General features: G+C 41.5%; 11 protein-coding genes and 2 pseudogenes. 7 read left to right on the top strand and 6 right to left on the bottom strand.

Features of this window, described 5'->3' with window-relative positions:
• The 6 genes from UYK_RS24500 to UYK_RS0122925 all read left to right on the top strand — a co-directional run.
• A partial coding sequence (locus UYK_RS24500) for a response regulator (RefSeq protein ID WP_040469551.1) occupies positions 1 to 466 on the top strand: 466 nt, incomplete at its 5' end.
• Positions 467 to 636: 170 nt separating this feature from the next.
• Positions 637 to 3,552, top strand: a complete 2,916-nt coding sequence (locus UYK_RS0122905) for a PAS domain-containing protein (RefSeq protein ID WP_016872229.1) — start codon at positions 637 to 639, stop codon at positions 3,550 to 3,552.
• 130 nt (positions 3,553 to 3,682) lie between these two features.
• Positions 3,683 to 4,129, top strand: a complete 447-nt coding sequence (locus UYK_RS0122910) for a response regulator (protein ID WP_009456727.1) — start codon at positions 3,683 to 3,685, stop codon at positions 4,127 to 4,129.
• A 15-nt stretch (positions 4,130 to 4,144) separates the two neighbouring features.
• Positions 4,145 to 6,037 carry a hybrid sensor histidine kinase/response regulator gene (locus UYK_RS0122915; RefSeq protein WP_009456726.1) on the top strand — a complete coding sequence of 631 codons (1,893 nt, stop codon included), beginning with the start codon at positions 4,145 to 4,147 and terminating at the stop codon, positions 6,035 to 6,037.
• Between the two features lie 184 nt (positions 6,038 to 6,221).
• Complete coding sequence (locus UYK_RS0122920; RefSeq protein WP_009456724.1) at positions 6,222 to 6,608, top strand: nuclear transport factor 2 family protein; 387 nt, start codon at positions 6,222 to 6,224, stop codon at positions 6,606 to 6,608.
• 172 nt (positions 6,609 to 6,780) lie between these two features.
• A complete protein-coding gene (locus UYK_RS0122925) occupies positions 6,781 to 7,125 on the top strand; it encodes a hypothetical protein (RefSeq protein ID WP_016872230.1) in 345 nt (114 codons plus the stop codon).
• Positions 7,126 to 7,710: 585 nt separating this feature from the next.
• Here the strand turns inward: UYK_RS0122925 and UYK_RS0122930 are convergent.
• From UYK_RS0122930 to UYK_RS0122950, 5 genes and pseudogenes are all read right to left on the bottom strand, one after another.
• The gene (locus UYK_RS0122930; protein ID WP_009456720.1) at positions 7,711 to 9,030 is read right to left on the bottom strand and encodes a type II secretion system protein N; all 1,320 of its coding nucleotides are present in this window, start codon (positions 9,028 to 9,030) and stop codon (positions 7,711 to 7,713) included.
• Positions 9,031 to 9,384: 354 nt separating this feature from the next.
• The gene (gene mnmG, locus UYK_RS0122935; protein ID WP_009456719.1) at positions 9,385 to 11,322 is read right to left on the bottom strand and encodes a tRNA uridine-5-carboxymethylaminomethyl(34) synthesis enzyme MnmG; all 1,938 of its coding nucleotides are present in this window, start codon (positions 11,320 to 11,322) and stop codon (positions 9,385 to 9,387) included.
• Positions 11,323 to 11,725: 403 nt separating this feature from the next.
• Positions 11,726 to 12,118, bottom strand: a pseudogene (locus UYK_RS0122940) (sodium:solute symporter family transporter); the annotation flags it as partial.
• 47 nt (positions 12,119 to 12,165) lie between these two features.
• Positions 12,166 to 13,002, bottom strand: coding sequence for a tetratricopeptide repeat protein (locus UYK_RS0122945; RefSeq protein ID WP_009456702.1), 837 nt, complete (start codon positions 13,000 to 13,002; stop codon positions 12,166 to 12,168).
• Between the two features lie 227 nt (positions 13,003 to 13,229).
• Complete coding sequence (locus tag UYK_RS0122950) at positions 13,230 to 14,150, bottom strand: ribonuclease D (protein WP_026086566.1); 921 nt, start codon at positions 14,148 to 14,150, stop codon at positions 13,230 to 13,232.
• A 751-nt stretch (positions 14,151 to 14,901) separates the two neighbouring features.
• Here UYK_RS0122950 and UYK_RS0122955 point away from each other — a divergent pair.
• Complete coding sequence (locus tag UYK_RS0122955) at positions 14,902 to 15,264, top strand: ArsR/SmtB family transcription factor (protein WP_009456699.1); 363 nt, start codon at positions 14,902 to 14,904, stop codon at positions 15,262 to 15,264.
• A 65-nt stretch (positions 15,265 to 15,329) separates the two neighbouring features.
• Here the strand turns inward: UYK_RS0122955 and UYK_RS25710 are convergent.
• Positions 15,330 to 15,413, bottom strand: a pseudogene (locus tag UYK_RS25710) (photosystem II protein D); the annotation flags it as partial.

The following is a 15,413-nucleotide window of genomic DNA, read 5'->3' on the forward strand; positions in this document are numbered from 1 at the left end:
TAGTACCCTTGGTAAAGGTACAAAATTTAAAGTATTTTTACCAGCAGTTCCAACACAGACTGAAGCACCATCAGAAAACATAGAAATCCCAAAAGGTCAAGGACAATGGATCTTGGTTGTAGATGATGAAGTCGCCGTCAGAGAGATTACAGCAACTTCTTTAGAAAATCACAACTACAAAGTATTAACTGCTAGTGATGGCATTGAAGCAGTTGCACTGTATGCCCAACACAAAGAGAAAATTAGTACAGCAATTATAGATATAATGATGCCAAATATGGATGGCACAACCACTATTAACACATTGCGGAAAATGAATCCGCTTTTACGTATTATTGCTGTGAGTGGCTTGGCAACAGGTGAACAAATTTTACTAAATAACAATACAAAGCGTACAGTTTTCTTACCAAAACCCTATACTGCACAGGAATTATTAAAAACATTACATGTAGTTAATAGTCAATAGTCAAGGGTCATCTGATGTTGAATTATAAGTCAGAAAAATGCTTATCTGATGCAGAAAGTAATAGAAAAAGAAGCAAAAAATACATAGAATGGAATAAGTAAAAAAATAATATTAATTTTTTTATCAAAATATTTTAAACATCTTGACTATTAATCATTGACTCTTAACAAATGACTAATTTAATTTTGGTTGTCGATGACGACCATTGTGTACGTAAACAGTTACATGAATTGTTAAAAACAGCAGGATATAGAGTACTAGAGGCAAGTAGTGGTGAGGAGGCCCTAGCTATTTATACTCAACAGCGACCAGACATGGTGTTACTAGATGCTTTAATGTCGGGGATGGATGGATTTACCTGCTGCGCCCAATTAAAAAGCCTTCCTGGTGGCGATCGCACTCCTGTATTGATGGTAACTGGTCTTACTGACCAAGAATCTCTAGAAAAGGCTTTTGCAGCAGGTGCGGCTGATTTTATTACCAAACCTGTGATATGGCCAATATTGCGTCAACGAGTGCAGCGTCTATTAGAAGCCAGTCAGGCAATGCAGGCGCTACGACAACAAACCGAACAGCAGATTCTAGTAGCAGAACTCAGTCAACAGGCACTAGCTGGAACAGACATTACCTCCCTGATGCAGCAAGCAGTCACCTTTGTTGCCCAGTGCCTAGAAGTAGAGTATAGCAAAGCCTGGGAATTGCTACCAGATAACAATACACTACTTTTGCGGGCAGCAGTAGGTTGGCAACAACAGCTGGTGGGAAAAGCAACTATCCAAGCTGGAAACAATTCTCAAGCTGGCTACACTCTCAATGTTAACGAACCAGTGATTGTAGAAGACCTGCGCACAGAAACACGGTTCAATTCCTCGCCGTTTTTTCAGGAACAGCCATTAATTAGTAGTCTCAGCGTCGTTATTCATGGCAAAGGGCGTGCTTTTGGTGTTCTAGGCGCCCATACAACCAAATACCGCACTTTCAGCAAAGATGAGATTTACTTTTTACAAGCAACGGCCAATGTATTAGCAACAGCGATCGCCCGCCAGCAAGCAGAAGAAGCCCTCAAAGAAAGTGAACAACGTTGGCAATTAGCTGTGCGGGGTAGTAATGATGGCATTTGGGATTGGAATGTCAAAACCAATGAAGTTTTTTTTTCCACACGCTGGAAAGAAATGCTTGGTTACGAAGAACAGGAGATTTCCAACCACTTGGATGAATGGTCAAGCCGAGTGCATCCCGATGATCTTGGTTGGGTGAGACGAGTGATTCAAGACCACTTTGATAAAAAAACTCCTTTTTATATCAGTGAATACCGCATTAGATGTAAAGACGGCACTTACAAATGGATTTTGGATCGGGGTCAAGCCCTGTGGGATGAAGATGGTAACGCTGTGCGGATGGTAGGTTCCCATACAGATATTACCGAACGTAAGCTAGCAGAGGAACAATTACATCAAAGTGAAGAACGTTTTCAAATCCTTGCTCGTGCTACCACCGATGTCGTATGGGACTGGGATTTGTCAACCGACCAAGTGTGGTGGAATGAAAATGTCCAAACATTGTTTGGTTATCCACCAGAAGCAAGCAGGAATAATACTAATTGGTGGTATGAATGCATACACCCGGATGACAGACAGAGAATTATTGCTGATATTCACGCTGTTATAGATAGTAAACAACAATTTTGGTCTAACGAATACCGCTTTCGTCGCGCCGATGGTTCCTATGCAGACATTTTTGATCGCGGTTATGTTGTTCTTGACCGCGCAGGTAATCCTGTACGCATGATCGGCGCCATGATGGACATTAGCGATCGCAAACGGGTACAAGAAGAATTACAGCGGCAAAACATGCGATCGCGGTTGTTTGCTGATATCACTCTCAAAATTCGCCAATCATTACAAATCGATGATATTCTGCAAACTAGCGTCACAGAAGTCCAAAAGCTATTAGGTGCAGATCGGGTAGTAGTTTTTAAATTACGTCCTGATGGTTCTGGGACTGTAGTAAAAGAAGCTGTGGTTCCCAGTACACCCATGATTTTAGGACGAAACATTGTTGATCCCTGCTTTCAAGAAGATTACATCGAAAAATACCGCCGGGGACGTATTAGTGCTATTGAAGATATCACCCAGGCTGATATCCAACCTTGTCATGTGGAATTTCTCCAAGGATTATCAGTTAAAGCTAACCTAGTTGTGCCCATTATCATGCAAAATCAACTCTGGGGGCTGTTGATTGCTCATCAGTGCGCCCATCCCCGCCATTGGGATCAGTGGGAAACGGAACTATTGCGCCAACTAGCAGATCAAATTGGTATCGCCCTCGCCCAAGCTAGACTCCTAGAACAAGAAACCAGACAACGACAGGAACTTAGCCGTTCTAACGAAGAACTGCAAGAATTCGCTTTTGTCGCCTCCCATGACTTACAAGAACCACTACGGAAAATAAAAACCTTTGGCGATCGCCTCAAAGCTAGCTGTGGTGATGTCCTCAATGAACAAGGACGTGACTATCTAGAACGAATGCAAAATGCTGCCCGTCGGATGCAGACATTAATAGAAGATTTATTGACCCTTTCGCGAGTTACCACCAGGGCGCAGCCTTTTGTGGCGGTGGATATTTTGCAGGTTACACAAGAAGTTTTATCTGATTTGGAAATCAGTATTCAGCAAACCGGAGCAACTATAGAAATTGGAGAATTGCCTGTCATTGATGCCGACCCGCTGCAAATGCGACAATTGTTACAAAATCTCATCGGTAATGCCCTGAAGTTTCATCGAAAAGAAATACAGCCTGTTGTGAAAATCTACAGCAAAATTCTATACGATTCAGAACACGTCAGTCCTGAACAATGTCAAATCATTGTGGAAGATAATGGTATAGGGTTTAATGAGAAATACTTAGACCGTATCTTTAACGTTTTTCAGCGCCTACATGGTCGTAGTGAATATGATGGCACTGGTATAGGGTTGGCAATCTGCCGCAAAATAGTTGAGCGTCATCAGGGGAGCATCACCGCCAAGAGCGAACCAGGACGAGGGGCAAAATTTATCGTGACTTTGCCAATTCATCCTCACTCTTGATTTTTTCTGCTACTAATGGGTTTATCATACCCCCATATGATAATTAGCAGTTTTGCATTTTTACCCTTTTATTTGTTGCAATTTAATAATGAATTAATCCTAAGAAACCTCATAAAGGAGAAAATGCAGGGTGAAGGGTCGGCAAACAACCGTCACTATTTTAATGGCCGATGATGACGAGGACGACTGTATGTTAGTTCGGGAAGCATTAGCAGAAAGTCGCTTGACCATTGAGCTACGCATGGTTCGAGACGGGGAAGAGTTAATGGATTATCTGTATCGGCACGGTCGATATGCCGATCCTCATATTTCACCTCGTCCAGGTCTGATTTTGTTAGATTTGAATATGCCGAAAAAAGATGGCCGTGAAGCACTTAGGGAAATCAAAAATGATCCAGAACTAAGGACAATTCCCGTTGTGGTACTCACTACCTCAAAAGCCGAGGAAGATATCTATCGTACCTATAATTTGGGAGCAAATTCGTTCATCATTAAACCGGTGACATTTGCCGCCTTAGTAGAAGTAATGAAGACTATAGGAAAGTACTGGTTTGAAATTGTAGAACTGCCGCTATAAGGGTGGGAGACAGCAATGAAAAGTAACTTAATCAGGGTTTTGCTGATTGATGATGATGAAGATGATTATATATTAACTCGCGATTGGTTTAAAGAATTTCAAGTAGCTTCCTGTACATTGGAATGGGTAAATAACTATCAAGCAGGCAGAAATGCGATCGCCTCTGGGCAGTATGATGTCTATCTGGTAGATTACCGTTTAGGCGATGGCAACGGACTAGAATTATTGCGCGAAGCTATTGCTCATGGCTGTACAGCCCCGATTATTTTTCTCACCGGTCAGGGAGATAGAGAAATAGACATCGAAGCGATGAAAGCCGGAGCCGCAGATTATCTCGAAAAAAGCCAATTGGCAGCCCCTTTACTAGAACGTTCTATTCGTTATGCCTTAGAACGTAAACAAAATGAGCAAAAAATCCGGGAGCAAGCTGCCTTATTAGATGTGGCAACTGATGCCATTTTTGTCCAGGATTTAGATGGAAAAATTTTATTTTGGAATAAAGCTGCTGAACATCTTTATAAATGGAAGAAAGAAGAAGCTATTGGTAAAAAAGCCTCAGAACTTTGGCAAGAAAAAGATTTATCAAAATTACAAGCTGCCCTCTCGATTCTAATGAAAAATCGTGCCTGGGAAGGTGAATTACAGCAAATAACAAAAACGGGTCAGGAGATTACTGTTGAAAGCCGTTGGACACTCGTAAAAGATTTTGACAACACAACCCAATGTTTTTTAGTTGTAAATACTGATATTACTCAAAAAAAATTATTAGAATCACAATTTTTACGCGCCCAAAGATTAGAGAGTATAGGTACTTTGGCTAGTGGTATTGCCCATGACCTGAACAATGTCCTAGCGCCAATATTGATGACAGCACAACTTTTAGAATCACAACTAGATGATGAGCGCAGTAAGCGACTTTTACCAATTTTAATTAGTAATGCCAAACGGGGAGCAAATTTAGTTAAACAAGTATTATCTTTTACTCGGGGGATGGAAGGCGATCGCACTTTGCTGCAACTCAAGCACATAGTCAGAGAAATTCAGCAAGTAATTAGAGAAACCTTCCCGAAATCTATTGATGTTTCTACCTCTATTCCTCCAAGCCTCTGGACTATATACGGTGATGCTACCCAACTGCATCAAGTACTGATGAATTTATGTGTCAATGCCCGTGATGCTATGCCCAACGGCGGTACTTTAACGATCTGTGCAGAAAATTTTTTAGTCGACGAAAATTACGCCAGAATGCATTTAGACGCGCAAGTAGGGGCTTACGTAGCTATTACCGTTGCTGATACAGGAGTGGGTATTGCCCCGGAAATCATAGACCGGATTTTTGAGCCATTTTATACGACAAAAGAATTTGGTAAAGGAACTGGTTTAGGTCTTTCTACAGTACTAGGAATTGTCAAAAGTCACGGTGGTTTTGTGAGTGTTTACAGTGAAGTTGGCAAAGGTAGTCAATTTAAAGTGTTTTTGCCAGCACAACAGACACCAGAAAGTCTAGAAGAACCAGAAAAAGAATTACCCACCGGCAATGGTGAATTAATTTTGGTCGTTGATGATGAAGATTCGATTCGGGACATCACCAAAACATCCCTAGAAACCCACAATTATAAAGCGATCACAGCTAGCGATGGCATTGAAGCGATCGCTCTTTATGCAGAACATCGCGACGAAATATCTGTAGTATTAACAGATATGCTCATGCCATCTATGGATGGACTGACAACCATCCGCACCTTGAAAAAAATTAATCCCAACGTCAAAATTATCGCCGTCAGTGGACTGGCTTCCACCGAAAAGGTTAACGCCGCAGCCGACATCGGCGTCAAAGCCTTTTTATCTAAACCCTACACCGCCAAGCAATTATTGCAAACCATTGGTGTGGTGAAAAGTGGAAAGTAGTTTGTGGTGGGGTGATGGGGTGGTGGGGTGATAGGGAGGTGGGGTGATGGGGAGATGGGGAGATGGGGAGATGGGGAGATGGGGAGTGTGAGGAGTGGAGGAATAACCACTAACTACTAACCACTGTACAGACGCGATTAATCGCGTCTCTACCCACTAACTACTAACCACTAACCAATGAAAAATGACAAATAATTCTGAAATTTTAGCTGTGAATGATGCTTTTTATCGGGCGTTTGAAAAAAAAGATATTAAGGCTATGGGTGCAGTTTGGTCTCAAGGAACTGGTAGTCTTTGTATTCACCCTGGCTGGGATATACTCCGGGGTTGGAAAGCAATTTCTACCTCTTGGCAGAAGATATTTAAAAATACTCCTTATATTGAAATTAACACCGAGATAATTAGTGTAGAGATACGCGATCATCTTGCTTACATTATATTAGTAGAAAATGTGATGCAAGTGATAAACGGTAGGAAAATCGAAGCGCGATCGCTTGCTACAAATATTTTTGAATTTTTGGGAGGAAAATGGTACTTAATCCATCATCATGCCAGCCCGATTATGCGATGAGATGCGCTAACGTAGTGATATAAGTAGAACGGTGCAAAAAAACCGAACTATGTAACGGAAAGTAAAGTTGCCCAAAAAGCTCTTCCCTTCAGCATAGCTGCCCTCTGCCTCCTGCCTTGTCATAACGACAATTTTCAACACCGACCTACTTAATTGTCACCATAGCAAAGCAATGAAAAGAATCGGGGTGTTAATCTCTCTGGGAATATTAGCGTTTATTTTTATTTGGGGTATTTTGTTTTCTCATCCTGCCGTATCGCAACAAATAGAATCTCGACTTAACAATTTAGAAGCCGATTTTAATCGCTTGCAGTCAGAACTAAATCAACTCCAATCCCAGTTATCAAATCGTCCTTCTTCATTACCCAGAACAACCATAACTCCGTCGCCATCCCGACGAAATCTTTCCCAACAAGAAAAAGATAAAATGTTTGATAGACTGGCGACGCTAGTAGTCGAAGTTAAGCGCCAAGTCCAAGGATTAGAAAAGCGAGTTACTAAATTAGAGTCTCGTTAAAAGTGTAAAAATCAATTAATTCGATAAACTATTTGGTTGAGCTTTCCGTGAAAACATAGCGTTTTTCAATCCAAATGGTCGTAGAGTTTTTCTGCATTTGAATCTTTGAATTAGGACAGTTTAGTAGCTTTACTTATATCTTGCACCAGCCCAAAATACCGCCCTCAAATAAATTTGGGGCTAAAAGTTTAAGTAAGCTCAAAGCTTACTCAGACAAAGGTTAGAAAGAGTTTTAACTCATGGTGTGCTTTGGGTTCAAAACTTTAGTTTCGACCTTGGTGCAAGATGTAAGTTTATTTTTGTCGAATTAAACTTCAGTTTCAAGATGATGTGCCCTTGTCTGGTTTGCACAAAAGGCGAAAGATATTACTGTGTTAAGGTGTAGACGGAAATTGGAAGTTGTTTTTACCTACTAACTACTCACAGCCTTAACCAGCCATTTGTTCACACTAACTTATCAAGTTCGACTAACTGCTTACGATATTATGCTTGGCTGTTGGTCATTAGTTTTTCCCATTACCGATTACCAATTACCTATTACCAGCATACGCGACAGTATAAGTATTCAAGCGAACATGATATTAACTAAAATCTCTGTCCAGCAAAAATTGATCGCACTTCGCCGTTGCGGCGGATGATTGCTTCTTTGTTTGCCACATCTACTAGTGTCCAACCACTAGAACCGATGCTTTCACCAATACCAACGCGCTGAGTTACACCATTGATTTGAAATAAAGCAGCAGATTTGGATTTATTCTCTGACTCTAGCAATCCCTCAAGAATATAGGCAGGAGTAGGAGCAGATGCAATAGCTGTTACTTCTTTGACTGGTGTTGGTTGTGATTGCGGTGCTGTAGCTGTAGGTTGTTGTACAGGTTTTAACGAAGTTGACAAAGACGGTAGCGTTGCTTTGGGTGCTTGTCTAACTGTAATTGGTGCTGTTTTTATATCTACGGGTTTCAGGTTTTGTTGCACTACTGCTAAGACATTTGCGGGTTTAGTTGGTTGAATCCCACTATTGGCAGAAGGTTTGACAACGGATGGTGGTTTAGAGGTATTTGTTGCCTTTTGATTCACGGCAGATGGCAGTGGTGGCAAAGTTGTACTAATGCCAGAAACTTTTGGAGGTACGTAGCGCATTGGTAATGGCGCTTTATAAACAGGAATATAAATTCGCTCAACAACGTTCGTAGAAGTAGAAGTCGGAGCAGGAGATGTATTGTTAGCGGTCAAAACTGGTGGTAGGCTGGGAGGAGGTTGGTCATTCCTGACATAAGCTAAGGCTGTGTGGTTATTTGTTACTCCTGGTGTGAGTGCAACGTTGATGGGTTTGATTTTGGTTTTCGCTTCTTGTCTGTCTATGGCAGCAAGCGAACCCAACATATAATTCACAAAATCTGCTTCTATTTCTGCCTTTGTGGGCAGTTTTGGTTGGGGTGCTTCTAAGGCTTGCTGGAAAGATGCTAATCTGAAGCGGTGGAACAAACCAGAGTTCATTAACCAGACAATGCTAGCGATCGCCACTGCCAAGTTTGTTCCTACACTTAGCATTCGACTGAACCAGTGTCGTGATTTTGGGCGTACTCTCTTGACAACTTTTCTAACAGGAGCAGTATTCACCACCACTGCATTTGGGTTGTTTTTGTAGTGCGTCACTGTTTGCATATTTTGCCACGGTTGATTGGGCAAAACAACTGGCGACATCCTTATTGTTTGTAGATGCGGGTATGTTTGCTGCACCGTGTGCGAAGGTAGATTAGCACTACTATCCAAAATTGAGTCTATTTCGGCAAATAGATCATCCATAAAACCATCTGCGTAGGTATCTATCGTCCAAGGTTCAATGGCGATTAATTCCTCTGATGGTTCTGGAATAATGAGGTTGGTACTGGCTTCTTGAGACATAGCGATTTTTCAGTTTTAGCTTCGTCGTAGCGAACCAATAGACTTCTTGTAGAAGTTGGGAAAGGATAAAGTTTACCAGATGGGGAGGTGGGGAGGTGGGGTGGAAATTTCCCCCTATCTCCCCATCCCCCCATCATCTAGTTTTCCCCTTTAACCTTTCCCCTATTTTTGTTAGCCCTGTGTGCTGATCTGGGAGCAAAAATCTATTATCCCGTCTTAGTTAGACGAGTTAATGAGGGATTTGGTATTAAATTCGACTGGAGTCAGGAAGCTAGATGATTATTCTCAGTATATAATGATGTCATCAATCATACTCAACTATACCCTGATATACCCTACTACTATACTCCTGCTTCATAAAGTTTGTTGGGAAGCTAAAGCTGAAAACTCAGTATCCGTCTTTGTTCTACGCAATTCTAAATAAATTAACAAAGCGTTAATATCAGCCGGATTCACACCACCAATCCGTGCTGCTTGACCGATGGTCAACGGTTTTACCTTGGTGAGCTTTTCCCGTGCTTCTTTAGAAAGGGTATCAATTGCTCCGTAATCTAAATCTGGAGGTAAGTGGCGATTGGCTTGACGAGCAATTTGCTCAATTTGATTTTGCTGTCTGGTCAGATAACCAGAGTACTTGATATCAATTTCTGCTCCTTCTGTTTCAGCACGGTTGAGGTGGGGATTTGCGAGTCCGTAGATGTTGAGGTCTGTATAATGAAATCCAGGACGTCGTAATAAATCAGCGAGGGTAATCGAACCTTTAATTGCTTGTCCTGTGGTTTGAGCGATCGCTTTGCCAATTTGATCATGTTCTTTCACTCGGGTGCTGTGTAACCGTTCTTTTTCGGCGGCAATATTTGCTTGCTTGCGGGTAAATAATTCCCAACGGCGATCGTCAATCAAACCAATTTCCCTTCCCAAAGGAGTCAGGCGTTGATCAGCATTATCAGAGCGTAAAATTAAACGATACTCTGACCTACTAGTTAACATCCGGTAAGGCTCCCGCAAGTCTTTTGTACACAAATCATCAACTAGTGTACCGATGTAACTTTCTTCACGCGGGAACACAATCATCGCTTCTCCCCGCACAAATCTTGCCGCATTAATTCCTGCCACAATTCCTTGGGCTGCCGCTTCTTCATAGCCAGTCGTACCGTTAATTTGCCCGGCACAGAACAGCCCCTCAATTTTTTTTGTCATCAGCGTGGGAAAACACTGAGTTGCAGGTAAATAATCATACTCCACAGCATAAGCCGGACGTAACATGATACAGTTTTCCATACCAGGAAGACTGCGCAACATTTGCAATTGCAAGTTTTCTGGCAATCCTGTAGAAAACCCTTGAATATAGAGTTCTGGTATGTCTCTACCTTCCGGTTCGATAAAAATTTGATGGCTTTCCTTATCAGCAAAGCGCACTATCTTATCTTCAATACTAGGACAATAACGCGGCCCTTTCGCTTCTACCCAACCACCATACACCGGCGACAAGTGGAGATTTTCCCGAATCAGACGATGAGTTTCGGCTGTTGTCCGCGTCATGTAGCAGGGCATTTGTTCCCTTTCTATCCACACTTGGGGGTCAAAGCTAAACCAACGCACATCGGTATCCCCTGGCTGTGGTTCCATTTTGCTGTAATCTACAGACCGCTTGTCCACTCGTGCAGGCGTACCTGTTTTCAAGCGCCCAGTTTCAAAGCCCAAACGCTGTAGAGTATCCGTTAGCCCAACAGCGGCAAATTCTCCAGCCCTTCCAGCTGACATCGACTTGTTACCGACCCAAATTTTGCCACCTAAGAATGTACCAGTTGTGAGAATTACCGCTTTGCATTGGAAACCTACACCAAAATAAGTCTGAACACCAATAACCTCATCATTAGCACCCAGCACTAAATCCGTAACCATCCCCTCACGGACAGTTAAATTTTCTTGATTCTCAACAATACCCTTCATCACTGCTGCATATTCCCGCTTATCAGTCTGGGCGCGTAATGCCCACACCGCAGGACCCCGCGAAGAGTTGAGAATCCGCTTTTGCAGGTAAGTACGGTCTGCCATCTTACCTATTTCTCCACCAAGTGCATCCACCTCATGGGTTAACTGAGATTTTGCAGGGCCACCTACTGCTGGGTTACAAGGTTGCCAAGCAATTTTATCTAAGTTGAGTGTCAACAGCATGGTACGGCAACCAAGGCGTGCGGTAGCAAGCGCTGCTTCACAACCAGAGTGACCAGCACCAACGACGATGACATCAAATACGTCTTGGAAATCTATAGAATTGTGCATGGTCATAACGAAAAAACACTAAGCATGGAGATATCTAACTAATTCTAACTAACTCACCGTAAGTTCCCCACGCTCAACGGTAATCCATTCATATCATATCCGTTTGAACACTGATATTATCCGTTGGGGTCGGTAATTGGTAATGGGTAATTGGTAATTGGTGAAACTAGTTACCATCTTGGCTTGTTGCCAAATGACAAAATAGCCTAGACCGCGCTGTGCGGCTGCACTAAATTTTCTTTGTTTGCGTTCTTGGCATCTTGGCGGTTCGTTCCTCCTTATCAAATATTCGTGTAAGAGGTCAAATAGAAAGCGATCGCTCTGTGTTTGGAGAGATTTGCCACAATTATTCAATTCCCTCAATACTTGCAAATTTTACTTGTTTGAGGGAATGAAACACCCCTACCTACTAATCCAGATGATCTTCATCCAGTTCCTCAATTGCTGGTGGTTCATCACCAGGGGTTCGTAGTACTTCAACCATCTCTTGGACTTCCAGTGGTGGAGGTGGTGTGAGTCGAGAAACGCTCCAAGTGACAACGAAGTTGATTAACATACCAAGAGTGCCAATTCCTTCGGCAGAGACTCCGAAGAACCAAGGCTGCATTCCGTAGAATTTCACTCCGACTATATAAAATATAGTGAAGCACAAGCCGACTACCATGCCAGCGATCGCTCCTTCTCGGTTTGTCCGCTTGTCGAATACTCCCAAAATAATGATCGGGAAAAAGCTAGCCGCAGCTAAACCAAAGGCAAACGCTACTACCTGAGCCACAAAACCAGGCGGGTTCACACCAAAATAAAATGACTTGTTAAACGCTTAGGAAATAATTATTCTACAGAAGTGGGCTAACGTTGAAGATCTTTGATATTTTGCATCACTTGCTGATACAGTTCAGTATTCTTTTGTTTTTGAAAAATCTTCGCGGCTTGTTGTAAGTCAGAAATTGCTCCTTGTTTATCTCCTATGGCGGCGCGGGTGTTACCACGATTGTTGTAAGCTGCGGCAAAATTGGGATTGAGGCGAATAGCTTGATCAAAATCATTAATTGCTCTTTGTTTATCGCCTTGAACTGAACGGGCATTACCTCGGTTATTGTAAGCAACAGCATACTTAGGATTAAGGCGAATAGCTTGATCATAATCTGCGATCGCCTCGTTTCTTTTGCCCAAGGCGGCGTAAGCGTTGCCTCTGTTATTGTAGGCTTCAGCATAGTTGGGAGCAATACGAATGGCTTCGTTATAGTCTAAGATAGCCCCGTTGACATCTCCTGTAGAAGCACGGGCATTACCTCGATTGTTGTAGGCTTCGGCATAGTTGAGAAATAGACGAATAGCTTGGCTATAATCTGCGATCGCCTTTTGTTTATCTCCCAGATCAAAGTGAACAAGTCCCCGACCATTGTAAGCTTCGGCATACTGGGGATTAAGCTTGATTGCTTCTGTGTAAGCTGCGATCGCACCTTGAGGATCGCCTTTGATATGTCTATACTGACCTTGAATGTAAAAGTCCCCTGCTTTTGATGGTTTAGATGTTGGACTCTTGGGAGGATTGACACCAATTTCTGTTACTAGTACCTCATTACTCCTCGCACAAGAAACAGTTGCAACGGCTATAAACGCGGTAAGCGTAGCTATGCTAACTGTTACTCTTGTCAATTTTTGCTCCTCTAACCACACTTTCATAAGTAATTATAAATAAGTAGATGTTCCTAAAAATTGTGCTGATTGCCTCTATAATTTTCCATTATTGTTTATATTTAACTATAAAAACTAAAAAACATGTCATTCATCAACAAATACTAAATATCTGTCAAATACTCGCCTAACATCCTTGATTTATAGACTTTGTTTACTTTTTGATTAATTGCTAAAAACCCTAGAGTTTCAAGAAAATTACAATATTACACAATTTACTCATCTTTATCGCTATCTTCTTGATTTTTAGCTGTCAAGCGCCAAGTTTGGGTTTTCTCTACCTCTACCGATAATTGTTCCAGATTTTTTCCCAAATCTTTTTGCATTTTCTGGGTTAATGTAATGGGTAAATCTAGTTCAATTCCTTTACTTTGTATTAATCTAGCTAACTCTGTTAACGCAACTTTTACCGTTGTGCGTTCATAACTAATTAACTTAAAATCAGAAGTCTCAGATAAATTTTGAGCTTGCATAGCCTTTTTGAGGCGCTCTTGTAAATGCTCATATTCTGATTTAACTATTTTCCACTTTTCTTCAATTTGTTGATATTTTTTTGCTAGTTCTATTAAATCTTCTATTTCAGGATCAGGGTTATTTTTTTGGTTTAGTTCTATCAGTCGTGAATGTACCTGAGCAAGATAAATACAGTCTAGGTAAGCATATTCTATTTGCTCTTCAGTTAGAGGGCGTTGTCCCCAATCGCTAGTTTGTTCTTGCTTGTCAACATGTAAGAATTTGCATAGTTTGTTAGCAAGAGTTTTAAGTTTGTAGTTAGGTAAAGGCAGAATATAGTAAGGAATTTTTTTTGCCATGTCTAGAGTACAAGTGACATTTTTGGCTTTTTTGTTACCTAAAAACTTCACATCGTAGCTGGCATTGTGAAAGACCTTTTCAATTGCAGGATTGATCATGATTTGAGCAATGAAATCAGCGACAATATCCGGTAAATCTAATACATCTAAAATATAAATGCGATCGCCACTCATATCTGTGGGGTCATCTAGTACCTGAATCAGTGATAATCTGGGATTCTTGCTTTTATAATCAGCCACTTCTGTATCTATCCACAAAATTGATCTTTGAGTAAATTCAGCAATCTGAGAACGAATGGCACTAGCTGATGTCAGATAAGGCATGTTAAATAAAGCATGTAACATTTAGACGATATTCTACAAGTTTAGCGTTGCTCTTGTTAAAAGTTTAAATTTGCTCTTTCTTGGTCAGAGATTCCATATTTATACCTCCATCTACAGGTTGGTTTGTGAAGAAGGCGACACAATTTAGGATTGGAGCTTCTAATAAAATTTTCCTCCTATTTGCTAGAATTCTGGTGCTAATTTCATCAGTAAAAATTCAGTGATATGCACACTTGAGCGGAAATGCGATCGCTCTCATTTTCTAAAGATTTATAACAATTCACATCTAATGTGAATTAACAAAGACGCTAATAGATCATAGGGAATAGTCAAAATACCAATCACCACCCAACCACCCATAAAAAAATCCATCTGTGTCATCTGTGTTTATCGGTGTACCCTGCGGGAAGCCGCCCTTACGGGCGTCTACATCGGTGGTCGATTTCTAAAAAAAACGATTTTTTACCAGACGCAAGGAACATTGCGTCTCAATATCAATTCACATCAGGCGTAATTCTTGTTTTAATACAACACCCAATTCAATACTGCTTGGATAAGACAATCAATTGACATTTAAAACCTGTAGAGACGTTGCAGTGCAACATCTCTACATGCCCAAAATTATGACGACAAATCCTTAACCGAGCAGCATTGACACCCAATTGAGAACTGCTGTATTGAACAAGGATTTTTAATGATTATAATACCAATTAGTTATTAAATAATTTTACTACTGACGACTGAATTCCCCATGCCAAAAACTAAGCCACCCAAGCCTGATCCAGCTGTTCTCGTGGCGGTTGCTGATTATTTTAAGGTGTTATCAGAGGCAAGTCGGTTACAGATTTTGACCTGTCTCAGGTCAGGGCCAATGAATGTGATGGAAATTGCCGAGGCTACTGGCTTAGGTCAGGCAAATCTGTCTAAGCATCTGAAAGTATTAACTCAGGCTGGGATTTTATCTCGTCAGCCTAAAGGTACTAGTGCTTATTACGAGATAGCCGATCCAATGATTTTTGAGCTTTGTGAATTAGCGTGCGACCGCATTAGTGAGCGTGTACTACGACAGGCTGAAACTCTCAAAGCTCTACGGGGTAAAACAACAGTTTTTTGAATTTCTTCAATAGAAAAGCACCCCCAAAATGAGGGTGCAAAATCAAGCAGTTGTGAAAGCGAGGATTAACTGGTGATCGCAGGAGCAGTAAGTGCGATCGCTTGAGGCTCACCAGACGCCAAATCTAGAGGGAAATTGTGAGCATTTTT

This window comes from Fischerella thermalis PCC 7521 (assembly GCF_000317225.1).
Taxonomy (GTDB): domain Bacteria; phylum Cyanobacteriota; class Cyanobacteriia; order Cyanobacteriales; family Nostocaceae; genus Fischerella; species Fischerella thermalis.